General features: G+C 69.3%; 11 protein-coding genes. 6 read left to right on the top strand and 5 right to left on the bottom strand.

The window, feature by feature from the left end:
- Positions 1–11: 11 nt before the first annotated feature.
- The 5 genes from DAT37_RS04875 (at position 12) to DAT37_RS04855 (ending at position 16,836) form a co-directional block, all read left to right on the top strand.
- A complete protein-coding gene (locus DAT37_RS04875; RefSeq protein WP_109523472.1) occupies positions 12–452 on the top strand; it encodes an AMP-binding protein in 441 nt (146 codons plus the stop codon).
- 328 nt (positions 453–780) lie between these two features.
- Complete coding sequence (locus tag DAT37_RS04870; RefSeq protein ID WP_109523471.1) at positions 781–14,244, top strand: non-ribosomal peptide synthetase; 13,464 nt, start codon at positions 781–783, stop codon at positions 14,242–14,244.
- Entirely contained in the window at positions 14,241–15,209 is a 969-nt protein-coding gene (locus DAT37_RS04865) for an ATP-binding cassette domain-containing protein (protein ID WP_109523470.1), read from the top strand. The genes DAT37_RS04870 and DAT37_RS04865 overlap by 4 nt, the downstream gene beginning before the upstream one ends.
- On the top strand, positions 15,206–16,024 hold the full coding sequence (locus DAT37_RS04860; protein ID WP_109523469.1) for an ABC transporter permease: 819 nt from the start codon (positions 15,206–15,208) through the stop codon (positions 16,022–16,024). Before DAT37_RS04865 ends, DAT37_RS04860 begins: the two co-directional genes overlap by 4 nt.
- On the top strand, positions 16,024–16,836 hold the full coding sequence (locus DAT37_RS04855; protein ID WP_109523468.1) for an ABC transporter permease: 813 nt from the start codon (positions 16,024–16,026) through the stop codon (positions 16,834–16,836). The genes DAT37_RS04860 and DAT37_RS04855 overlap by 1 nt, the downstream gene beginning before the upstream one ends.
- A gap of 5 nt (positions 16,837–16,841) precedes the next feature.
- On the opposite strand, the gene DAT37_RS04850 is transcribed toward DAT37_RS04855, so the two are convergent.
- Complete coding sequence (locus tag DAT37_RS04850; protein WP_109523467.1) at positions 16,842–17,627, bottom strand: helix-turn-helix domain-containing protein; 786 nt, start codon at positions 17,625–17,627, stop codon at positions 16,842–16,844.
- 138 nt (positions 17,628–17,765) lie between these two features.
- On the opposite strand from DAT37_RS04850, the gene DAT37_RS04845 reads away from it, so the two are divergent.
- On the top strand, positions 17,766–18,788 hold the full coding sequence (locus tag DAT37_RS04845) for a zinc-dependent alcohol dehydrogenase family protein (RefSeq protein WP_232839521.1): 1,023 nt from the start codon (positions 17,766–17,768) through the stop codon (positions 18,786–18,788).
- Positions 18,789–18,797: 9 nt separating this feature from the next.
- On the opposite strand, the gene DAT37_RS04840 is transcribed toward DAT37_RS04845, so the two are convergent.
- From DAT37_RS04840 to DAT37_RS04825, 4 genes are all read right to left on the bottom strand, one after another.
- On the bottom strand, positions 18,798–19,001 hold the full coding sequence (locus tag DAT37_RS04840; RefSeq protein ID WP_109523466.1) for a hypothetical protein: 204 nt from the start codon (positions 18,999–19,001) through the stop codon (positions 18,798–18,800).
- Between the two features lie 56 nt (positions 19,002–19,057).
- A complete protein-coding gene (locus DAT37_RS04835) occupies positions 19,058–19,837 on the bottom strand; it encodes an HNH endonuclease family protein (RefSeq protein ID WP_232839520.1) in 780 nt (259 codons plus the stop codon).
- Positions 19,838–20,465: 628 nt separating this feature from the next.
- Positions 20,466–21,164, bottom strand: coding sequence for an alpha/beta fold hydrolase (locus tag DAT37_RS04830; RefSeq protein WP_109523465.1), 699 nt, complete (start codon positions 21,162–21,164; stop codon positions 20,466–20,468).
- A 198-nt stretch (positions 21,165–21,362) separates the two neighbouring features.
- Entirely contained in the window at positions 21,363–24,617 is a 3,255-nt protein-coding gene (locus DAT37_RS04825; RefSeq protein WP_198654095.1) for an AfsR/SARP family transcriptional regulator, read from the bottom strand.
- Positions 24,618–24,709: the final 92 nt, after the last annotated feature.

Raw genomic sequence — 24,709 nt, 5'->3', positions numbered from 1 at the left:
GGGGACACGATATGTACGCCACAGCAGCCACCGAGACCCGCACCAACGCCTTCGCGCTGGTCGAGACCATCGACCCGGCCGCCGTCGCGGTGTCCTCCGCCGATTGCGACCTCACCTACGGTGAGCTCGACGCCTGGTCGAACCGCCTGGCCCGGGTGCTGGTGGAACTGGGCGCGCGTCCCGGCGCCCGGATCGCGGTGGCGGTCGACCCCGCCATCGAGGCGGCCGTCACCCGCATGGCCGTCGCCAAGACCGGCGCGACCGCGGTGGACGGGGATCTGGTCCCCTTCGGCATCGACATCGGTGTCACCACCAAGGCCCGCCGCGCCGCGCTGTCGGATTCGGTCGACTGGCTCGTTCTCGACGACCGCTCGACCCTGGTTCGCTACATGACCGGCTCGGACGCCCCCCTCACCGATGCCGACCGCATGCCGGTTCTCCAGGCGTCCTGACACAGGAACCACCCGCTGACCGACCGGGAATCGACCGACGAAAAATCGTCTGTCGATTCCCGGCTTTCGGCCGATTATCCGGGTGCGAACGCGCCAGGACCGAGATCCCGCCACGGCAGGCCGATTATCGGATACCGCAGCGCCGCCGGGGATAGAATTCCGAGGGGACCCAACACATGCGCACGCTGGTCGAATCACCTGACCGACGGCTCGTTCCATTCCGATCGAGCAGGTTTCCCGCGGCCGACAGCGCGTATGCCCCGGCTCGGTGCTGCGCGCGTATCGCTCTGTCCACAATGACCCTCGCCTGAGTACGCAGGAATCACCCATGCCACAGCGCTCTCTTTCGCCGGTTACGTCGGACGACACGTTGCCCGCCGAAGCCTTCCCCCTGTCCGCCGCGCAACGCGGAATCTGGTTCGCCCAGCATTTCGCCGGCCGGACCCCGATCTCCATCGCGCAATACACCGAATTCGACGGACCGATCGATCTCGAAATGCTCGCGGCGGCCTCGCGCCTGGCGGGACGGGAATTCGGCACCGGTTATCTGCGGCTGATCGACGTGGACGGTTTCCCGTACCAGATCATCGATCCGACCCTCGACGACGATCTGGTCGTGGTGGATTTCCGTGGCGAATCCGATCCGATGGCGGCCGCGCAGTCCTGGATGCGCGCGGAATACAGCGCACCGCTGGATCTACTGAGCGATCGTCTGGCCACCATGACGATGCTGCGGGTCGGCGAACAGCACTGGCTCTGGTACCAGCGCATCCACCACATCGTGCTCGACGGTTTCGGCGCGATGACCCTGCTCCAGCGGGTCGCCGAGTTGTACGAGGCGATGGCCGACGGACGGGAGCTGCCGCGGGGCAAGGCCGAGGATCTGCGCAAGATCATCGACGCCGACCTCGCCTACCGTGCCTCCGACCGGTTCCGGGCCGACGGTCAGCACTGGCGCGAGCACCTGGCGGGTATGGCAGAACCGGTGAGTCTCGCCGGCCGGGCGGCCGAGGTGAACGCGCATCCCAGCCTGGTCACCGGTGAACTGCCAGCGGCGACGGCCGCGCTGATGGACGCCGTGGCGAAATCGGAGAATTCCAGCGTCGCGCCGGTGGTCGTCGCCGCGTTCGGCGCCTACCTGGGCGCGATGACCGGCGCGCCCGAAGTGATGCTCAGCCTGCCGGTCTCCGGCCGGACCACCGCCTCGCTGCGTCGCTCAGGCGGCATGGTCGCCAATGTGGTGCCGCTGCGGCTGCGCCTGGACGCCACCGTCACCACCGGTGCGCTGATCCGCGCCGCGCAGTCGGAGTTGACCTCGGCGCTGCGCAGGCAGCGGTATCGCCAGGAGGACATCGTCCGCGATCTCGGCTGGGCGGTGGACGAGGCCGCGTCCTTCGGGCCGACGGTCAACCTGATGATGATGGACACCAGGATCGCGCTGGGCCCGGTCACCGGGCGTATGCACGTGCTCACCTCGGGGCTGATCGAGGATCTGTTCCTCAACCTGTATCCGGGCGTCGGCGGGGAGAGCACCCATATCGACTTCCAGGCCAACCCGAATCTCTACACCGACGACGAACTGACCGCCCAGCACCGTCGCTTCCTCGCCTTCCTGCACCGTTTCCTGGTCGCGGGACCCGACGCGCCGGTGGCGACCGTTCCGGTGCTGTCGGACGAGGAATCCGCCGAACTGGTTCCCGCCCGCGGCAGCGAGGATGTCCCCGCGCGCACCCTGGCGGAAATCCTCGCCGACGGCGCGGCGCTCGCCCCCGACGCGGTCGCGATCCGCGCCGGGGACCGGACGCTGACCTACCGCGAAGCGGGCGAGTACACCGACCGGCTGGCCCGGCTGTTGATCGCCTCCGGTGCGGGACCCGAACGGGCCGTGGCGATTTCGATTCCGCGTTCCGTGGAGTCGGTACTGGCGATGTGGGCGGTCGCCAAGACCGGTGCGGCCTTCGTGCCGATCGATCCCGGATACCCCGCCGACCGTATCGAGTACATGGTCGACGACAGCGGTGTGGTGGCCGGGCTGACCGTGGCCGCTGCCCGGGATTCGCTCCCGGACAAGGTGACCTGGCTGGTCCTCGACGACGCCGCGACCGACAGTGCCGTCGCCGAACAGGATTTCGGCGCGATCACCGACGTCGACCGGACGGCGGCCCTGCGTCTCGACCAGACCGCCTACCTCATCTACACCTCGGGATCGACCGGTCTGCCCAAGGGCGTCATGGTCTCCCATCGCGGTCTGGCGAATCTCGTCGCGAACTCCGGCGCCGGATTCGAGGTCACCGCCGATTCGGTGGTGGCCCACGCGGTCTCGCCCAGTTTCGACATCTCGGTCGAAGAGTTGTTGGTCGCGCTCGCGGCGGGTGCGACGGTCGCGGTCGTCCCGCCCGCGGCCTACGCGGGTGAGGAGCTGGCGCGGGTCTTGCGCGACTACGGCGCCACCCACCTCAATGTGACTCCCGCCGTAGTGAATTCGCTCGATCCGGCGACCCTTTCCGAACTGCGCACCGTCATCGTCGGCGGTGACGCCTGCCCGCCGGAACTGGTCGCGAAATGGTCGGGACGCAGGCTGTTGAACGGGTACGGACCCACCGAGACCACCATCACGGTGACGCTGAGCGAGCCGCTGACACCCGAATCCCCGATCACCATCGGCGGTATCACCCGCGGCGTGCGCGCGGTGGTGCTCGATCCGTGGTTGCGCCCGGTCGCGCCGGGTGCGGCGGGTGAGCTGTACCTCGGCGGACCCGCCGTCGCCCGCGGATACCACCGCCGCAACGGCCTGACCGCGAGCCGGTTCGTCGCCGATCCCTATGCGCCGGGTCAACGGTTGTACCGCACGGGCGACCTGGTGCGCTGGTGCCACCGTGACGGCAGGCTGGAACTGGAGTACGCCGGGCGCGGCGATTTCCAGGTGAAGGTGCGCGGATATCGCATCGAACTCGGCGAGATCGACGCCGCGTTGCAGAAGCAGCCGGGTGTGGACTTCGCCCTGACCCTGGGCGCGACCACCCCCGCGGGCGTCACCGCGCTGGTCGCCTACGTACTCCCGGTGCCCGGTGCGCAAGTACTGCCCGAGGCGCTCAAAGCCGCTGTCGGACAGAATCTTCCGGGGTACATGGTGCCCTCGGTGGTGATGGTGCTCGATCACCTGCCGCTCACCCCGGTCGGCAAGGTCGATCGACGGGCGCTGCCCGCACCGGATTTCGGCGCGCGGGCGGTCGAACACCGGGCGCCGTCGACACCGCGCGAGGAGATCCTCGCCGCGATCTTCGCCGAGGTGCTCGGACTGGATTCGGTCGGCGTCGACGAGAATTTCTTCGCACTCGGCGGCGACAGCATCATCTCCATCCAGTTGGTGTCGCGGGCGCGGGCCGCGGGAATGCAGTTCAGCGCCCGTGACGTCTTCGAACGCAAGACCGTCGCCGCGCTGGCCGCCGCCGCGACCGACGTGGCCGACAGCGCCGTCGTCGAATTGCCCGGCGGCGGTGTGGGGCCGGTCGCGCTCACCCCGATCGTGCACGCCATGCTCGAACACGGCGACACCTGGCAGCGCTACAGCCAGGCCGTGCTGATCGGATTGCCCGCGGGTATCGACCCCGCCCCGCTGACCGGTGCCGTACGGACCCTGATCGACCACCACGACCTGCTGCGCAGCACCCTGCGCCGATCCGGCGACGATTGGGAATGGGTGGTCGGCGAGCCCGGTTCGGTCGACGCCGCCGACCTGATCGAGGTGGTCACGGCCGAGGGCGACCTCGAGGAGGTCACCGAGCGCGCCTTGCAGCGTGCCGCCGATCGGCTCGATCCGGCGGCGGGCGTCGTCGCACGGTTCGTGGTGATCCAGCCGGGCGGCGATCGCGCCGCGCGCTCCGGCTCGCCGAATCCGGATGGGCTCGGGTCGGGCTCCGGTTCGAGCCGCGACGAGTACGCCGAGAGCGACGGTGCGCTGCGGCACGGCGGGGTGCCGGAATCCGGTTCGGCTCCGGCCTCCGAGAGCGAGGGTTCGCTGCTCTGGCTGGTGCTGCACCACCTCGTCACCGACGGTGTGTCGTGGCGCGTGCTGCTGCCCGATCTGGCGACCGCGTGGTTCGGCGGCACCCTCGATCCGGTCGGGACCTCCTTCCGCCGCTGGGCACACGCCATCGCCGAACAGACGGACTCGCGGCGCGCGGAACTGCCGCTGTGGCAGCGGATCCTGCGGACCGACGACCCCGCGATCGGCCACCGCGCCGCCGATCCGGCCGTCGACGTGGTCTCCACCATGGCGCAACTGACCACCACCGTCGACGCCGCGATCGCGGACGCGGTGCTCGATATCGCCCCCGCGCGATTCCACTGCGGCGCGGACGACGTGCTGCTGGCCGCGCTGACGATGGCCGTCGGCCGCTGGCGCGACCGCACCGGCGCGCTGTTCACGCTGGAAGGACACGGTCGCGAGGAATCCGTGCTGCCGGGCGCGGATGTCGCGCGCACCGTGGGCTGGTTCACCAGCGTCTACCCGGTGGCCGTCGATCTGACCGGCATCGACCTGGACGAGGCGTTCGCGGGTGGTCCCGCGGCGGGCGCCGCGATCAAGGCGGCCAAGGAACAGTTGCGCGCGGTGCCCGATCGCGGTGTCGGCTACGGCATGTTGCGCTACCTGGACCGGGAGGGCGCGGCGGCGCTGGCGGACGCACCCGTTCCGCAGATCAGCTTCAACTACCTCGGTCGAAGCGCGGGCGGAACCGACGAGGCCTGGATGCCACGGCGTTTCGCCTCGACCCAGGACGATCACGCGCCGCTGCCCGCGGTCGTCGACATCAACGCGATCATGGGCGCCTCCGCGCTCGAGGTCACCTGGGCCTACGCCTCCGGTGTACTGGACGCGGACCAGGTCGCCGAACTGGCCGGACTGTGGACCGAGGCGCTGGGCGCGCTGGCCGCGCACGCGAGCGCGCCGGACGCGGGTGGTCACACCCCGTCGGATTTCGCGCTGACCACCGTGACGCAGCGTCAGATCGACGGCTGGGCGCGCACCTACCCGAATCTGGCCGAGGTGTGGCCGCTGTCGCCGCTGCAATACGGTCTGCTGTTCCACGCCTGGTACGACACCGACACCGCCGACGGTTACACCGTGCAGACCCGGCTGACCCTCGCGGGCCGGGTCGACGCGGCCCGATTGCGCACGGCGGCACAGACTCTGGTCGACCGGCACGAGAATCTGCGCGCGGTGTTCGTCGAGACCGAGGACGGACCGCGTCAGCTCGTGCTGTCCACCGCCGAGGTGCGCTGGCAGGAAATCGATCTCACGCGCCTCGCCGATCCGGCCGAGCGTGAGCGCGAACTCGAGCGCCTGATCGCGGTCGACGCGCACAGCCGTTTCGATCTGACCCGCGCGCCGCTGCTGCGGTTCCTGCTGCTGCGCACCGGACCCGAGACCTACACGCTGCTGATGACCAATCACCACCTGGTGCTCGACGGCTGGTCGACGCCGCTGCTGGTGCGCGAACTGCTCACCGTCTACATCGCGACGGGCGCGGGCGCCGCGATCGCCGATGTTCTGCCGCCCGCACCGTCCTACCGGGAATTCCTGTCCTGGCTGGCCGAACAGGACGACGACGCCGCGGCCGGGAACGCGCTCGGCGGCTCGGACGCCGCCGTCGCCGTGTGGCGTGCGGCGCTGGCCGGAATCGACGCGCCCACCAGGGCCATCGCGACCCTGGCCGATATCCACTCCACCGAATCCGGCATGGTCTCGGTCGACCTGCCCGCCGAACTGATCGCGCGGTTGGAAGCCACCACCCGGGCCGCGGGCGCGACGGTCAACACCGCGGTGCAGGCCGCGTGGGCACTGCTGCTCGCCATGCTCACCGGGCGTAGCGATGTCGTGTTCGGCGGCACCGTCTCCGGTCGGCCGCCGCAACTGGCCGGTGTCGAGGATATGGTCGGCCTGTTCATCAACACCCTGCCGGTGCGGGTGCGGCTTGACCCCTCGGAGTCGGTGCGCGATCTGCTGGCGCGGGTGCAGACCGAACAGGCGCGGCTGCTCGATCACCAGCACGTCGGACTAGCGGCCATCCACCAGGCCGTCGGCCTCGCCGAATTATTCGACACACTCACGGTTTTCGAGTCGTATCCGATCGACCGCGAGGCACTGTCGAAGTCGATGGATATCGCCGGAATGCGCATCCTCGACGTCGAGGGCACCGACGCCACCCCGTATCCGTTGAACCTCATGGTGATTCCGTTGCACGGGATGCCCGGTGGCAACGACACCCTGCGCATCACCGTGAAATTCCTGGCCGACCATCTGACGGAATCCTCGGCGCGGCGACTGCTCGACCGCTTCGTGCTGCTGCTCACCCAGATCGCCGACCGGCCGGAATCGCTCGTCGCGCGACTGCACCACTGCGACCCCGACGAACGTGCCGCGCTGCTGCCGGTGCGCGGGCCCGAGTCGGTTCCTCAGCGCACCCTGCCCGAGGTGCTCGGCGCGGGGGCGCGGATCGATCCGGACGCCGTCGCGATCGACGCGGGCGGTGACCGGATGACCTACGGCGAACTCGACGCGTGGTCGAACCGGTTCGCACGGGTACTGCTGCGCCGGGGAATCGGTGCCGAGGTCTTCGTCGTCCTCGCACTGACCCGTTCGGTGGAGTCGGTGGTCGCGGTATGGGCGCTGGCCAAGACCGGCGCGGCCTTCGCGCCGCTGGACCCGAACTATCCGGTGGAGCGGATCGAGCACATCCTCACCGATTCCAAGGCGCCGATCGGCGTCACCGTCCGGGCCACCGGCGAGACGCTGCCGAGCACCATCGACTGGTTGCTGCTGGACGATCTGAACACCATCCGGCGCGTGATGACCGTGTCCGACGCGCCGATCACCGACGAGGAGCGCGGCGGCGCGATCCGGATGGATCAGACCGCGTACCTGATCTACACCTCCGGCTCCACCGGCAAACCCAAAGCCGTGCTGCTCAGCCACCGCGGTATCGCGAATCTGGTGACGGCACAGCGGGAAACGCTGGATTTGGATCCGACGGCCAGCGCGTTGCAGGTCGCCTCACCGAGTTTCGACGCGTCGGTCTTCGAACTGCTGACCGCGCACGCCGTCGGCGGGCGGCTGGTGCTGTCCCCGGCGGAGGTGTACGGCGGCTCCGAACTCGAACAGCTGTTGCGCGCCCAGCGCGTCACCCACGCGGTGATCACGCCGTCGGTGCTGGCCACCATGGATCCGACGGGACTGCCCGATCTGCGGGTGCTCTCGGTCGCGGGCGAGGCGGCCGGTGCGGAACTGACCGCGCAGTGGTCGGTCGGGCGGCGGATGGCGAACCTGTACGGGCCCACCGAATTCAGTATCTGGGCCAGCGGTCCCGGTGAGTTGAAGGCGGGCGAGCCCGTCACCATGGGCGGGCCGATCCGCGGCGCCGAACTGATGGTGCTCGACGGCTGGTTGCGTCCGGTGCCGGTCGGCGTCGAAGGCGAGCTGTACCTGGCGGGACCGGCCATCGCCCGCGGGTACTTCAACCGTTTCGCGATGACCGCGGGCCGGTTCGTCGCCAACCCCCACGGCGCGGCCGGGGAACGGATGTACCGCACCGGCGATATGGTGCGCTGGGTCGACTGGAACGGCACCCTGGAACTGGAATACCTGGGGCGCAGCGATTTCCAGGTCAAGATCCGCGGTCTGCGCATCGAACTCGGTGAGATCGACGCCGTGCTGTCGGCCGACGACGAGGTCGAATACGCCGCGACCATCGGCACCCCCGGTCCGGCCGGGGAGACCGTCCTCGTCTCCTACGTGGTACCCACCCAGGCCTGGCGCGCGTCGGTCGGCGCGGGCGTCGAATTCGACACCGAGCGGCTGCGGGCCCGAATCGCGGGCGCGCTGCCCGGATACATGGTGCCGGGATACCTCATCGTGCTCGACGACGTTCCGCTCACCCCGGTCGGCAAATTGGACCGCAAGGCCCTGCCGATGCCGGACTTCGAGAGTTTTCAGCGCCGCTACCTGGCGCCGCGCACCCCCGTCGAACACGCCGTCGCCGAGGTATTCGCCGAGGTGCTCGACGCCGAACGGGTCAGCGTCGACCATTCCTTCTTCGAACTGGGCGGCAACTCGCTCAGCGCCACCCGGGTGATCGCCAGGATCAACGCGGCGCTCGGCTCGACGATCGCCCTGCGCGATCTGTTCGACGCCCCGACCGTCGCCCAGCTGGCGGCCCGTGTCGTCCCCGCGGGCGCGGGGGCGCGGGCCCGCTTCGGCCTCGCGCCACGGATCCGGCCCGACCGCATCCCGCTCTCACCCGCGCAGCAGCGGATGTGGGTGCTCAACCAGCTCGATCCCGGTTCGCCCGCCTACAACATCGCGGTCGCGCTGCGCCTGACCGGTGACCTGGACGTCGACGCCATGAGACTGGCGTTGTCCGACGTGGTCGCCAGGCACGAGAGTCTGCGGACCATGTACCCCGCCGACGCCGACGGGCCGCGTCAGGTCGTGGTCGGTGTCGAGGTGGCCGCACCGGTCCTGCGCTCGGTGGACGCCGACGGTTCGGCCGCCCTGCGTGCGCGGATCGCGGAACTGGCGGGCGTCGGATTCGACCTCGCCACCGAACCGCCGTTGCGGGTCGGACTGTTCCGTGTCCACGACGCCGGGGACGACGTGTCGGGAGCCCCCGTGCATGTGGTGGTCTTGGTCGTCCACCACATCAGCGCCGACGGCACATCCATGGCCCCGCTCGCCACCGACCTCATGACCGCCTACGCCGCCCGGGCTATGGGCGTCGAAGCCGAAATGCCCGCGCTGCCGGTGCAATACGCCGATTTCGCGCTGTGGCACCGGGAACTGCTCGGCGCGGAATCCGATCCGGAGTCGCTGGCGGCGCGCCAGATCGAACACTGGACCGAATCTCTCACCGGCGCACCGGATCTGCTGGAACTGCCCGGCGATCGCCCGCGTCCGGCGGTACAGTCCATGCGCAGCGCCGACGTGGCGTTCACCGTCGATCCGGCGCTGCACCGAGGCATGGCCGAACTCGCCACCGCCACCGATGTCAGCCTGTTCATGGTGATCCACGCCGCGCTCGCCGTGCTGCTCGCCCGCCTCGGCGGCACCGACGACGTGGTCGTCGGTACGGCGGTGGCCGGACGCGGCGAGGCGGCGCTCGACGGTCTGGTCGGCATGTTCGTCAACACCCTGGCACTGCGGACGCCGGTCGATCCGAATGCCGGATTCCGCGAATTCCTCCGGGGCGTGCGAACCTCGGATCTGGATGCCTTCGCCAACGCCGACGTGCCGTTCGAACGACTGGTGCAGGTGCTGAATCCGGCCAGGTCCACGGCACACCACCCGATTTTCCAGGTGTCGCTGTCGTTGCAGAATTTCGTGGAACCGGTGCTGGAACTGCCCGGCCTGCGCATCGAGGTCGAGGATCTCGACCGCGACGCCGCGCAATTCGATCTGGCGCTGGACCTGCGCGAACGTTTCTCGGGCACGGACGTCGCCGGTATCGACGGCGTACTCACCTACGCCACCGATCTGTTCGACCCGGCCACCGTCGCGGCCTTCGCGCAGCGGTGGCAGCGGGTGCTCGCCGCCGTGGTCGCCGACCCGGATCTGACGATCGCCGATATCGACATCCTCGCCGCGGGCGAACGCGCGGCGCTGGTCCCGGTACGCGGCCCGCGCACCGTCGGCACCGTGCCGCTGCCCTGGCTGCTGGCGGAGTCGGCGGCCGCCTATCCCGACCGCCCGGCCCTGGTGGTCGACGGTGTCGCCACCAGCTACCGCGAGCTCGACGCGCGGTCGAACCGGTTGGCCCGGCTGCTCATCGAGGCGGGCGCGGGACCGGAGACCGTGATCGCCCTCGGACTCACCCGGGGCGCGGAACTGCTGACCGGTGTGTGGGCGGCGGCCAAGGCGGGCGCGGCATTCCTGCCGGTCGATCCGAAACATCCGCTCGACCGGATCGAGCACATGCTCACCGATTCCGGCGCGGCACTGGGACTCACGGTCGGCGCGCACCGGCCGGGACTGCCGGATTCGGCGCTCTGGCTGGTACTCGACGACCCCGACTTCGTCGCGACCTGGGCGGCCGCCGACGCACGCACGGTGCGCTCACGCGATCTGCGCGCCCCGATCCGCCCCGACCATGCCGCGTGGATGATCTACACCTCGGGGTCGACCGGAACACCGAAGGGCGTCACGGTCTCCCATCGCGGCCTCGCCGATCTCGTCGCGGCCCAACAGGAGTCGCTGCGGGTGGACGAGAATTCCCGTGTCCTCCAGGTGGCCTCGCCGAGTTTCGACGCCTCGATCTTCGAGGCGATCATGGCCTTCGGATCGGGCGGCGCGGCGATCGTCGCACCGCCGGAGGCCTACGGCGGTGACGCGCTCGCGGAGCTGATGGAGGCGCAGCGGGTCACCCATATGGTCATCACGCCCTCGGCGCTGGCGACGGTGGATCCGGAGCGGGTGTCGAGTGTGCGGGTGCTCGCGGTGGCCGGTGAGGCGGTCGGCGCGGAACTCGTGGAGCGCTGGGCGGTCGGACGCACCATGGTCAACCTGTACGGTCCCACCGAATTCACCATCTGGGCAACGGGTTCGGCTCCGCTGAAGGTCGGTGAACCGGTGACCATCGGCGGCCCGATCCGGGGTGCGGCGGTGCTCGTCCTCGACGAGCGACTGCGGCCGGTTCCGGTCGGGGTGGCGGGGGAGCTGTATCTCACCGGCCCCGCGCTGGCGCGCGGATATCACGCGCGGCCCGATCTCGACGCCGCCAGATTCGTCGCCGATCCGCACGGCGCGCCGGGGGAGCGGATGTACCGTACCGGCGACCTGGTGCGCTGGATTCGCGCGACGGGCACGGCGGCCGGTATGCGGCTCGAATACATCGGGCGCACCGATTTCCAGGTGAAGGTGCGCGGTCAGCGTATCGAACTCGGCGAGATCGACGCGGTGCTCGGTCGCGCCGACGGTGTGGAATTCGCGGTGACGCTCGGTGTCCGAGGTCCGGCCGGATCCACCGCGCTCGCGGCCTACGTCGTGCACGAGCCAGGGGTAGATCTGGACGTCGCGGCGTTGCGCGCCCACGCCACCGACACGCTGCCCGGGTACATGGTGCCGTCCTCGATCGTTGTCATGGACGCGATCCCGCTCAACGCGGTCGGCAAACTGGATCGAAAGGCGTTGCCGGAACCGGTATTCGCCGCCGAGGAGACCGAATACGTCGCGCCGGGAACGCCCACCGAGGAGATCCTGGCCGAGGTGTTCGCGGCGTTGCTCGGCCGCGACAAGGTCGGCGTGCACGATTCGTTCTTCGCGCTCGGCGGCGACAGCATCCTGGCGATCCAGCTGGTGTCGCGGGCTCGCGCGCAGGGCGTCACGGTGACGCCGTTGCAGGTTTTCGAACATCGCACCGTGGCGGCCCTCGCCACGGCGGCGGACGCGGCGGGCGAAGCCGTCACCCTCGACGAACTGCCAGGCGGCGGCGTCGGCGAGATGCCGTTGACACCCATCGTCGGCTACATGCTCGAACGCGGCGGCGACTACCGCCGTTTCGCCCAGACCGCGGTACTCGAACTGCCCGCGGGCATCCGCCACGATCAGCTCGTCGCGACGCTCGCGGCGGTGGTCGACAAGCACGATATGCTCCGTTCCCGCCTCTACCAGCGGATACGTCCGGAGGGCAATGGCGGGCCGCACGGTGACCACGTGCTGGAGGTCGCCGAACCCGGTTCGGTCGATATCGCGGCGATGATCCGCCGCGTCGAATTCGCGGCCGACGCCGATACCGTCGATCTGCGCGAATTCGCGATCACCGAGCTGGATTCGGCGATGAACCGGCTCGATCCGGCCGCCGGGCGGGTGCTGCGATTCCTGTGGCTGGATCCGGTGGGTGAGGCCGGTGACCGCACCAGGGCCGGACGCCTGATCGTCATCGCCCACCACCTGGTGGTCGACGGCGTGTCGTGGCGGATCCTGGTTCCCGACCTGATGGCCGCCTGGGCCCAGGTTTCCGCGGGCAGCACACCGGTGCTCACCGATACCGGCACCTCCATGCGTCGCTGGTCGCACGCGCTCACCGAGGAGGCGCACCGGGAGACCCGGGTCGCCGAACTCGACTACTGGCGCGGGGTGATCGACGGACCGGATCCGCGTTTCGGCGCCCGCGACCTGGACCCGGCGCTCGACCGGGCGGGCACCCTGAGTCAGATCGAGGTGGAGGTGTCCGAAGAGGTCACCGCCGCGTTGCTGACCACGCTGCCCGGCCTGTTCCACGGCGGGGTCGAGGACACCTTGCTCGCCACCCTCGCCCTCGCCGTGCGCCGGTGGCGTGCGGGCAGGGACGCGGCCACCGACGACGACAGCGTCCTGATCCGACTCGAAGGCCACGGCCGTCAGCAGGAGATCGTGCCCGGCGCCGACCTCTCGCGGACCATCGGTTGGTTCACCACCGTCTACCCGGTGCGTATCGATGCCGCGTCCACCGACGGCCCCGATCTCGGCACCGCCATCCGCGCGGCCAAGCACCGGCTGCTCGCGGTGCCGGACAAGGGCATCGGATTCGGCCTGCTGCGTTACCTCAACGCCGAGACCGCCCGGCAGCTGCCGCGCGCGTTGCCCGGCCGGATCGGATTCAACTACCTGGGCCGGTACTCGACCGGCGATATCCCGGCGGGATTGGAAGGTCTCGGCTGGCTGCCCACCGACGAACTCGGCGAGCTGCCCGCCGCCGAATACCCCGATGTCCCACTGCAATCGGAGATCGACGTGAACGCCGTCGTGGTCGGCGACCGGCTGACCGCCGGTTTCGGATTCTCCGCGAATCTGTTCGACTACGACGACGTCGCCGAACTCGCCCGCCTGTGGGTGGACGCGCTCGGCGCGGCGGCGGCCTTCGCCCGCACCCCCGAGGCGATCCGGGCGGGCGCGGAGGAAGAACTGGCGATGGCGGAAGCGGCCGCCGCGACGGCGCAGCCGGGGAACGCGCTCGGACTCGACGTCCTGCTGCCGATCCGGCCCGGCGGCGACGAACCGGCGCTGTTCTGCGTCCATCCGTCGTCCGGAATGGCTTGGACCTACCTGGGATTCGCCGAAGCGCTGGCTCCCGGCCGTCCGGTCTTCGGTCTCCAGGCCCCGGATCTGAGCGGCAAGGAACCGTCGGCGCGCAGTATCGACGAATTCGCGGACCGGTACGTGCGCGAGATCCTCGCCGTGCAGCCGCAGGGGCCCTACCACCTGCTCGGCTGGTCGTTCGGCGGGCTCATCGCCCACGCCATCGCCACCCGACTGACCGAGGCCGGTCACGAGGTCGGCATCGTCGCCCTGCTCGACGCCGACACCGCCGATATCGACGGCGACAGCATCGAGAAACTCACCGCGGGCGCGTTCATCAGTACCTTCGGCGCGGTCTTCGGCATCGAGGACGTACCGGAGGAGGCCACGGCCCAGGAAGCCGCCGACCTCATCCGGGAACGAACGGGCGGGGTGGAACTGGTCGACGCGGACACCCTGGAACGGATGGCCGGTTCCTACAACGCCTCGGCCAGGACCAGAACCGGTTACCAGCGACCGGTTTTCGACGGTGACGTGCTGTATTTCAGTGCCACCGTCGACACTTCGGACATCTTCGGCCCGCAAGGCTGGCGACCGTACGTCACCGGGGAGATCACCAACTTCGACGTGGACGTCAGCCACGACGAACTGACCGCACCACACGTGCTGCCGATCATCGCGCGCGTGCTCGACGAGCATTTCACGGCGCGGAAGTCCCGCCAGACACAGGAGGCAGAGCAGTGAGCGAGACCGGAGTAGTGGTCGAAGGCATCGAGAAGTCCTTCGGGGCCGTACACGCCCTGCGCGGTGTGGATTTCGTGGCCGCGCAGGGGGAGGTGCTCGGCATCCTCGGCCCGAACGGCGCGGGCAAGACCACCACGGTGAACATCCTGTCGACGCTGATCGCCCCGGACAAGGGCCGGGCGACGGTCGCGGGCCACGACGTGGTCGCCGATCCGGCCGCCGTGCGCCGCGCCATCATGTTGACCGGGCAGTTCGCCGCCCTGGACGACATGCTCACCGGTTACGAGAATCTGGTGATGTTCGGCAGGCTCATGGGGCTGCGCAAACAGCCCGCCCGCGCCCGCGCCGACGAACTGCTGGCCGAATTCGATCTGGAGAACGCGGCGGGCCGCCGGGTCGGCACCTACTCCGGCGGTATGCGCAGGCGAATCGATATCGCGTGCGGACTCGTTGTCCGCCCCGACGTGGTGTTCCTCGACGAACCGACCACCGGACTCGATCCGCGCAGCAGGCAGGGCGTGTGGGATCTGGTCGCCGGGTTCCGCAAACACGGCATCACCACCCTGCTGACGACCCAGTACCTGGAAGAGGCCGACGCCCTGTGCGACCGGATCATCGTCATCGACCACGGTGTCGTCATCGCCGAGGGCACCGCCGACGAACTGAAATCCCGTACCGGCGGCAGCTATTGCGAGGTGGTGCCGCTGGATCTGAAGGATCTGCCCGCCATCGCGGCCGCGCTGGGTTCGCTGCTGCCCGACAGCAATCGGGCCGCGCTCACCCCGGAATCGGACCGCATCGCGATCCCCGCCCCCGACGGCGCCCGCACTCTGGCCGAGGCGCTGCGCCGACTCGACGCCTCCGGTGTCGAACTCGTCGACATCGCGTTGCGCCGCCCGTCCCTCGACGATGTCTTCCTGAAGCTGACCGGTCATCTCGCGGAAACGAAAGAGGAAGTCGCATGACGACCGGGGCCTGGCTGGCCGACTCCCGCGCCACTCCGTTCCGTGTCCAGCAGTGGTGGGTGCTGACCTCCCGACTGGTCGTGCCCTCGGTCAAGACCGGCGAGGTGCTCTCCTCGGTACTGGCCCCCGCGGCCTTCACCGCCAGCTTCTACATCCCGTTGAAGACGGTGATGATGTTCTCCGGCAACGGGTTCAGCAGTTACGCGCAGTTCATGATGCCGCTGGTGATCCTGCAAGCCGCCGCGTTCACCGCGATCGGCGCGGCCTTCCGCTCGGCCACCGACGCGGTCGCCGGACTCGACCGTCGATTCGGGTCCATGCCCATCGGGTCGCTCGTCCCGGTGGCCGCGCGCATGTCGGGCAATCTGTTCCGGCTGCTCATCGCGTTGGCGGCGGCGGTGGTGAGCGGACACGTCATCGGCTTCCGGTTCCACGAGGGGCCCTGGTACACCCTCGGCTGGGTGCTGTTCTCCCTGCTGATCGGAGTGGCGCTGACATTGGGCGCCGACGTCATCGGCACGGTGTCGAAAAGCCCCGAGGCGACGACCCAGGCGCTGGTGCTGCCGCCGCTGATCTTCGGCATGCTGTCGACCGGACTCGCGCCCGCGAGCCAATTCCCGGACTGGATCGAACCTTTCGTCCGCAACCAGCCGATATCGCAGTGGTCGATCGCGCTGCGTGCGCTCGCGGGCGATCCGAACGGTAACGCGGGCGAGGTGAGCTGGGCGCTCATGGGCCCGCCGCTGCTGTGGGCGATCGGAATTCTCGTGGTGTGCCTGCCACTGGCCATCCGGCTGAGCTCGAGGAAGGCGTGATGGTGTACACCGACGCACGAATTCGGACCGTGAACTCCGAAACCGCACCGGCCTCGCTGCTGCGGCACACCGCGATTCAGACCCAGCGGCTGCTGTTGCGCTGGTCGCGCAATCCGGTGGCGCTGCTGGAGACCCTGATCATCCCGTGTCTGCTGCTGCTGATGCTCGATATCGTGATCGGCGGCCAGATCGAGAAATTCGTCGGCACGAACGCCCTGTACGGGTCGGTGCCGATGGTCGCCATCGTCGGCGCGCTGTCCGGCGCGGTGGCCAGCGGTGTGATGCTCGGCCGTGAACGCGACGCGGGTCTGCTCGCCCGATTCTGGGTGCTGCCGGTACACCGCGCCTCCGGCCTGATCTCGCGCATCCTGGCCGAGGGCTGCCGCATCCTCGCGGGCACGCTGGCCGTGATCGTCGTCGGCTATCTGCTCGGCTTCCGTTTCCAGCAGGGTCCGGCGGCGGCGCTGCTGTTCATCGTGATCCCGGTGCTGTTCGGCCTGGCGTTCGCCACCATGGTGACGGCCATCGCCGTCTTCACCGCGAAGGCGAGCCTGGTGGAGGGCATCACCATCCTCAGTTCGCTGCTCATGTTCTTCAGCACCGGATTCGTTCCGCTGCCCGCCTACCCGGAATGGATCCAGCCGCTGGTGCGCAATCAGCCCATGTCGGTGGCCGTGGACGCCATGAAGGCGCTGTCGCTGGGTGGGCCGCTCGCGCGGCCGCTGATCCTGACCGTCGCGTGGTCGGTCGGCGCGATCGTGGTCTTCGCGGTACCCGCCGTCATCGGCTACCGCCGAGCCAGCCGCAGGTAGGCGGGTCAGCGTCGGCGGCGGCGCAGGATCTCGGCGGTGTGTTCGTCGGCCGGGAGAAACGCTTCCAGGTGCAGTTCGGACAGGGTGATATCCACCGCGGTGGCGAACGAGGTCACCGTGGTGATCAACCGGAGTTCGCCCTGGTCGGACCGCAGCCGCAGCGGGACGGCGAAACCGAGATGGTCGGGGCCGGGATCGGCCTCGGGCAGATAGCTCTCCAATTCGGCGATGAAGGCGTCGAGTTCGGGGTCGGGACTGCGCAGGGCGCGGTTGCGCAGCGACTCGGTGACATGCCTGCCCCATTCCGGCAGGTTGAGCACCCGCCGTGCCAGGCCCCGCGGATGCAGCGCCAACCGCAGCACGTTGATCGGCGGTGCGAGCAGTTCGGGCGCGCTGCCCTCGGTGAGGACGTCGAAGGCCGCGTTGGCGCCGACCAGAATGCCGTACGGCCGCACCACGACCGCCGGATACGGCATATGTCCGTCCAGGATGCGGTCGAGCGCGGCCTTGATCGGCGCCAGTTCCGGGGTCTCCAGCGTGGACTCGGGGAAGATCGGTGCGAAACCCGCCGCGAGCAGCAGAGCGTTGTGTTCGCGCAGGGACAGCCCGAGTGATTCGGCCAGGCGCACCACCATGGTCCGTCCGGGGCGCGATCGGCCCTGTTCGAGAAAACTCAGGTAGCGCTGACTGGTATCGGCGCTGATCGCCAGATCCAGCTGACTGAACCGGCGCAGGGTGCGCCAATGTTTGAGCTGACGTGCGAAAGCGGTCGGCTCGTCCACCGCTGTCATATTGCCACTGCTGTCATGTCTCAGTGATAGCCGACGGTGTGGGCCGCGTGCCATTCCCCGCGGGGAATCGCGAATTCGCACGACCTTCGTGAAGCTCGGTGCCATGAACAACGACACAGCGCCGGAAGTCGGCACACCGTGAACGCCGTTTCCTACCACCTCGATCCGATGCGCGGACTCGACGGGGTTATCGCGAGACCACAGACTGTCCCCGTACCTGGCCCGGATCAGGTGGTCATCCGCGTTCGGGCCGCCTCGCTGAACCGGCGCGATCTCATGCTGATGGACGGGACCTACCCGCTGCCCGCGAACCCCGGCGTCGTCCCGCTCTCCGACGGCGTGGGCGAGGTGATAGCGCTGGGCGACAACGTCACTCGCGCGTCACTCGGCGACCGGGTCACCGCGTCGTATTTCGTGCGCTGGATCGACGGACCGCAGCGCCTCGCGCACGTCGTCGAACAGTACGGCGCGAACCACGACGGCATGCTCGCGACCTACGCGGTGCTGGAACAGGATTCGGTGGTGCACGTGCCCGCCCACCTCTCCGACGCCGAGGCGGCCACCCTGACCTGCGCCGGTGTCGTCGCCTGGGCGGCACTCACCACCCCGGAACCGGTACGGCCGGAGCAGCGCGTGCTGGTCGTCGGCACCGGACCGGTCGCGTTGTTCGCGATCCAACACGCCCGCGCGTTCGGGGCGGACGTCATCGCGGTCACCTCGACACCGGCGAAAGCCGAACGGCTGCGCGCGATGGGCGTCGACGACGTGATCGTGAGCGTGGAGTATCCGGACTGGGATCAGCGGGTCCGGAGCCTGACCGGCGGTGACGGGGTCGATCGGGTCGTGGACGCGGTGGGCATGCCGACGCTGCCGAAATCCGTTCGGTCCGGGGCCTACAACGCCGAGCTCACCCTTGTCGGCGCGAGTCCCGGCCCCGCGCCCATCGACGGTGACGGAAATCCGTTCGGCGGCGCCTACCTGTCGATCCGGCGTATCGCGGTGGGCAGTCGAACCCAGTTCGAGGCGATGAACGAGGCGATGGCCGAGCACGGAATCCGTCCGGTGCTCGATCGGATCTTTCCCCTGGAGCGGGCGGTCGAGGCCTACAGGTACTACCGCGACGCGAATCCGTTCGGGAAAGTGGTCGTCGGCATGCCGTGAAAGCTGGAGTCAGGCTTCGAAGGGCACGGTATTGCCCGCCGCGTCGCGCGCACCGGCGCTTTCCTCGATCGCCGCGGCGAGTTCGGAGACGGTCTTCCAGACGCGCGGCGGTTCCGCGTCGAAATTGCCGATGGTGTACCAGGCTTCGGTCTCTCGATATCGGACCAGGCCTTTTCCCGTGTCATCGACGGTGACATCGAGATCACCGGACATCGTCCCCTCTTCTTCGGTGAGGACGGCTGCCTTGACGGTGATCTCGATGATGTCGTTTATCTGAACTCTCCTCGGCTGACACAATCGGCGACTGCGGTGCGCAATGCGCCGTGCTCGGCGGGATCGACGGTCAGCCCGTACTTTACTTTGACCGTGATGTAGCGCTCGAGATAGACACACCGGAAATTGCCCGGCGGCAAATAGTTGGCGGCGTCCTGATCACCCTTGGAGCGATTCGCGGACGGGTCGGAGGCCTCCAGGTTGATGGCGTCGTTGGCGATGCGGCGGCGGGTGTCCTCATCGAGTTTGTTCGCGCCCGATCGCCACGCCTCGGCCAGCGCGACGATATGTTCGGCGTCGACCTTGGCCGGGTCGGTCATGAACTTGTATTCCTTGAGCTTCCCGGTTTTCGAGTCGAGAAACCCGTACGCGTCACGCCAGCCGCCGTCCTTGCCGACTTTCAGGTCGCAGGTTTTGGGATCGAGGGTGACGGTGCCGACGGCGTCGCGCAACATCATCACCTCGCGGCTGGTGCAACGGCTGTATTGCGCGAATTCGTCGCCGAATCCGTGTTCGGGCTTGTTGGAATCCCAGTGCGGGAATTCCTCTCGGCTGTAGCCCGACATCGAACCCTCCGGCGCTTCGGCCAGTTTCTCCACCAACTCGCCGATATCTCTGCCCGATATCGAGGCGGTCGGCGCGGGGCCGGGGGCTCCGCCGTCGATAGAGGTCGACTCGTCGACGGCGGTACATGCGCTGGCGACCGCGGCGGCCAGGCAGATCGGTGCGCAGACGGCGAAAGCCTTACGCGCCGTGCGGGAACTAAACCACTTCACAAGAACACTCCATCGAACAGGACTGCAACCATGCGCTCACGTCTCGCTGCGTCGGAAAAGCGGTGCGTCGAGCTACCCGGGTACGAGCATACGGAAAGCTAACGCTACGTATGAGGTTGCGCACAATCGCCGATGGATCGATTGTGCGGCAACGTGACCGGTACCGAAACCCCCTCCGAACGCGGACCGCCCCCGGGTGGGCGTGCCGGCGCCGACCTCGGGGGCGGTGGATCACGAACGAACTCGACCGGCGCGAGCGTGCGGGCGGTTGTCCAGGCCGTTCCGCGACACACCACACCACGGGGCTGATGAGGGGGAGGTCCCGAGGTGAAGTAACGCACCGGGGAGATCTCGTCCGTGAAGCTCTGTTATCTACGTAGTTGGATAGTAGATATGTAACTGGATCATGGCAAATATGTTACTGAATAGGGGTCTGTCGGTTAACACTCGCGTCTCGGGCAAATTTCTACGTGTTGACTACGGAAATATCTCCATCGCCGGGGATTTCGCCCGACTGCCGCTCGGGCGGTGCGGTGAATCGGACCGGATGGTCGGTGGTGAGCGTCACAGGCGGACCTGTCGGTTCGCGCCGGAAACATCCTGACGACCCACAGGACCGGTGATCGCGCTATTCGCGGCAGGCGCTCGTCACCAGATCGACCCATACCTGTGGATCGGTCGACCACAAGTGATGTGCGACCCCGGGCAATTCCTCGAACCTGCCGTGGGGGACCAGGGTGGCCAACTGCCTCAGCGGCCACGACGGACGGATATCGTCTCGCGCGGCGACCAGGGTCATGGGAACGGTCGAGTCGGCCAGTCGACGCAACAGGTCGGGTTCGTGGATCCATCGGATGAATGAAGCGTTCAGCGCGGCGTGAACGTCCGGCTCCCCGTCGATCTCGATCGCGGCCTCCCGATGTTTGCCGGACTCGTAGGCTCGGGACCAGGTGCGGTCCTTGTGCAATCCGTGTCCGGCGACACCGACGACCGCCCGTACCCGGTCCGGATGATCGAGGGCGTATCGCACAGCCAGATCCGAGCCCCACGAATGCCCGAGCACAACCCAGCTGTCGATGTTTCCCGCTCGCCGGACCGCCTCGAGATCGGCGACGGCGCGTTCGAGGTCATGCGGCCCGCCGCCCGACCGACCCACACCCCTCGGCTCCGGGTACCACGCCCGCATGCCGCGCGGCGCCAACTCGTCGTGCTCGAGGTAATGGACACAGCCAGGTCCGCCGGACAGCACGACGACATCCGGGCCCGCGCCCGTGACACCGACATGCAGTGGGATCCCGTCGTCGGCTACCACTGTCTTCGATCGCATGCGCCGTTCCTGCTCCCGGAGTTCTCGACTGTCCGATTCCGCGGCGTACCAGGGTATTTCCCATCGCTATGTCTCGCGTCGCACGCCCGCCCATGCCCGTCTACACGGTATGCCACGCGAGCCGGATTCCGTCGTGGTCGAGGCGTGAGCACGGATCCGGCTCGTACGGATCTGTAGCGCGGATCCGGCTCGCGCGGATCAGTGCTCGGCCTCGATATTCCGGTCGAGTACATCGAGCGCGAAGGTGACCGTCGCTTCGGGGGACAATGTCGCGCCGTGCGTTCGGGCGATGGCGTAGCGCGCTTCGCCGAGATCGGCGCGCAAGATGTCGACGGTTTCGGCCTCGGCGGCGGCATCGGCTCCGAAACCGTTGGCCGCGTGGGTGTTCAATGCTCCGGACAGAATGGTCGCGGCCTCGGCGTCGATGCCGGCCAGCAGCAGGAGCAGGTTGCGCAGTGTCGTCCACTGGTGGTGCCACACCTGCATGCGACGCCAGCCGCGCACGGCCGCACGGAATTCGGCCAGTGCCGAGGGGATAGCTCCGGCCCTGGTATGCAGGGCGGCCAGGCCGACGTGCGCGACATTGGTGACGAAAATGCTCGCGACCGGCGCGGCCTGGGTGATCGCCTCGCGGTAGCGATCGCGCGCGCGGTCGGGAGTATCGCCTGCGAGCGCCTCGGCCTCGCTGTAGAGCGCCCAGGCGATCTGACTGGGATTGCCCGCCGCTCGCGCGACCGTCAGGTTCTCGGCGGCCGATGTGCGGCCGCCCGCCGGATCGCCGGAGTACGTGCGCGCCAAACCCGCGAAAAGCAATGCCTCGCTCACGTACCAGCCGTCCCCGTGCGCTCGGGCCAGGGCGAGCAGCGCCGTGGTCGCGGTAGCGCATTCCGCCCACTGTCCTCGATACAGCGCGACGGCCGCCGCGACCTTGAGCAGCGGCATCCGGCGCGCGTCGTGCGGATCGGGTAGCGCGTCCAGCGCTGGTTCGCAGATGCGCAAGGCGCGTTCGTGTTCGCCGCGGAAGGTCAGCGCCTCGGCCACCGCGCCGCACACCGACGCGTAACGGGGATGCGCGGCGGCGTCGGGCAGGGTCAACGCGGTCTCGCTCCACGCCACCACCTCGTCCGGGAAGCGATAGAGCACCGACAGCGCCAGTCCGGCCGAAAGGCGCAGGGTGAGGTCGGTGTCGCCCCGGCGCACCGCGTGCCGATGCGCCGCGCGCAGGTTGTCGAGGTCGGCCGCGACGGTGGTGATCCAGCGGGCTTCCTCCGGCCCGCGCAGGCCGCGTCCCGCTTCCTCGGCCAGTGCCGCACACCACGCGGCATGCGCGTCGCGCAGGGTGTCGGCTTCGCCGCGTCGCGCCGAGCGGTCGCGACCGTAATCGCGCAACGTCTCCAGCATCGAGTAGCGCACGGTTCCCGCCGCCGTTCCGACGGTGACCAGTGAGTTGTCCACCAGCGCGGTGAGCACGTCGAGCAGTGCCGGTTCCCCGCAGACCTGTTCGGCGGCGGCGAGACCGAAACCGCCCGCGAACACGGAGAGTCGGGCGAACAGTCGCTGTTCGGCGGGACTGAGCAGGGCATAGGACCAGTCGATCACCGCGCGCAGGATGCTGTGTCTCGGTTCCGCCGTGCGCGGACCCGTGAGCAGGTCGGCGGGGGAGACCGGCCGCGCGGCGTCGACGGCGGTCGGTGGCCCGACCGCGTGGCCGATGCGGGAGGCCGACTGCTCGGTGGGGACGACCGGCCGTGGCGCGTGGTCGGGCGGGGCGACGAGTCGTGCGGCGAGGTCGGCGGGGTTGAGTGAGCGCAACCGCGCCGCCGCCAACTCCAGGGCCAGCGGCAGTCCGTCGACGCGGCGGCACACCTCGGCGATATGCGCGAGATTCGCGGCGTCCAGTTCGAGATCCGGCCGCACGGCCCGCGCCCGTGCCGTGAACAGCCGCACCGCGGGTGACGCCGCCGCGTCACCGGTTCCGTCCGGTACCGGGAGCGGCGCGGTCGGATGCAGGTGCTCGCCGGGGACGCCGAGCGCGGCGCGACTGGTCGCGAGAACCGTCACCGCCGGACAGCGACGAAGGATGCGGGTCACCAGTTCGGCCGCGTCGGCGAGCACGTGCTCGCAATTGTCGACCACGAGCAGGATCTCGCGGGAAGCGAGGAAGGCGATCAGCGATTCCGTCGCATCCGCGCCGGGCTGCCTGCGTGCCCCCGAAGCGGTCGCGACGGCGAGGGCGACCGCGCCGCCGTCGGTGACCGGTGCGAGTTCACACCACGCGACGGCACCGTCCACGGCATGGGCGACGTGCTGGGCCAACGTCGTCTTCCCGACACCACCGGGGCCGACGAGAGTCAGCATGCGGTGCGTCCCGAGCGCGGCGGCCACGAGGGCGAGATCGTCCTCGCGGCCAACCAGGGCTTCGATCGGCACGGGTACGGGGTGCGCGGTGCTCGGCACGGGCGCCGAGTTGCCGGTGGCAGGCGTGGGCGTGGACTCTGCGGCAGTCGCGCTGAACGCGGGTTGTGTGATGGTCGGGGTGGGCATGGGCTGTGCGTCCGCCGGGACGGGTGCCGCGTGCCCAGGAGTCGACGCGGGCGCGTGGTGCGCGGTGCTGGTGGGGGATACGGGGGCGGCGGCGACCGGTGGAAGCCGGGGGTGTGAGTTATCCGGGGTGGGGCGCGCGACGGGCATCGAGGTCTGCGTCGGGGGAACTCGGGCTTCCAGCGCCGGATCCTGGCGCAGCACAGCGGTTTCCAGCGCGCGCAGGGCCGGTGACGGTGCGACGCCGAGTTCGGCGTCCAACCGGGTGCGCACGGTGCGCAACACCGTCAGCGCGTCGGCCTGCCTGCCGACCCGGTACAGCGCGCGCACCAACTGCGATGCCGCGCGTTCGCGCAGGGGATTGGCGCGCACGTGCGCGTCGAGCGCGGCGATCCATTCGGCGTGCGCGCCGTGCGCCAGTCCGATCTCGAAACGTTCCTCGATCGCGTCCAGTCGTGACGCGTCCAGCCGCTGCGCCTCCGGGCGGGCGAATTCGGTGTCGGCGAATTCGGCGTAGGCGGGGCCACGCCATTGCGCGAGCGCCTCGTCCAGCAGGGCGGCGGCGCGTTCGGGATCACGGTGCGCGGCGTTGACCAACTCGTCGAAACGGGCGGCGTCGAATCGGTCGGCGGCGTCGAGGCGCAGCAGGTAGCCGGGCGGCCGGGTGACCAGGCGTTCGACGCCGTCGGCGTGTAGTACGCCGCGCAGCCGGGCGAGGTAGCTGTGCAGCGTGCGGATCGCGGTCTCGGGCGGTCGCTCGTCCCACAGCGCCGATATCAGTCGGTCGACGGAGACGACGGTGTCCGCGTGCACCAGCAGCGCGGTCAGCACCCGCCGCTGCGACGGGCTGCCGATCCGCACGTCGCCGTCGGCGTCGCGCACGCGCAACGCTCCGAGCACCCCGAACTCCATCCGGCCCGTCCACCTCACCGTCCTCGGCCGCAACCGCGCTGCAGCCGTGCTGCAACAGCGCCGTTCCATCCTCGCATCGTCCCCCAACGAAC

It is taken from the genome of Nocardia aurea (genome assembly GCF_003123685.1).
In the GTDB taxonomy this organism is placed as follows: Bacteria; Actinomycetota; Actinomycetes; order Mycobacteriales; family Mycobacteriaceae; genus Nocardia; species Nocardia aurea.
This window is presented reverse-complemented; position numbering and strand designations above follow the sequence as displayed.

Excerpts from the sequence above, each read along its gene's own strand:
- DAT37_RS04875 (WP_109523472.1), top strand. The coding sequence starts at position 12 with ATGTACGCCACAGCAGCCACCGAGACCCGCACCAACGCCTTCGCGCTG.
- DAT37_RS04870 (WP_109523471.1), top strand. The coding sequence starts at position 781 with ATGCCACAGCGCTCTCTTTCGCCGGTTACGTCGGACGACACGTTGCCC.
- DAT37_RS04860 (WP_109523469.1), top strand. The coding sequence starts at position 15,206 with ATGACGACCGGGGCCTGGCTGGCCGACTCCCGCGCCACTCCGTTCCGT.
- DAT37_RS04855 (WP_109523468.1), top strand. The coding sequence starts at position 16,024 with ATGGTGTACACCGACGCACGAATTCGGACCGTGAACTCCGAAACCGCA.
- DAT37_RS04850 (WP_109523467.1), bottom strand. The coding sequence starts at position 17,627 with ATGACAGCGGTGGACGAGCCGACCGCTTTCGCACGTCAGCTCAAACAT.
- DAT37_RS04840 (WP_109523466.1), bottom strand. The coding sequence starts at position 19,001 with ATGTCCGGTGATCTCGATGTCACCGTCGATGACACGGGAAAAGGCCTG.
- DAT37_RS04830 (WP_109523465.1), bottom strand. The coding sequence starts at position 21,164 with ATGCGATCGAAGACAGTGGTAGCCGACGACGGGATCCCACTGCATGTC.
- DAT37_RS04825 (WP_198654095.1), bottom strand. The coding sequence starts at position 24,617 with ATGGAGTTCGGGGTGCTCGGAGCGTTGCGCGTGCGCGACGCCGACGGC.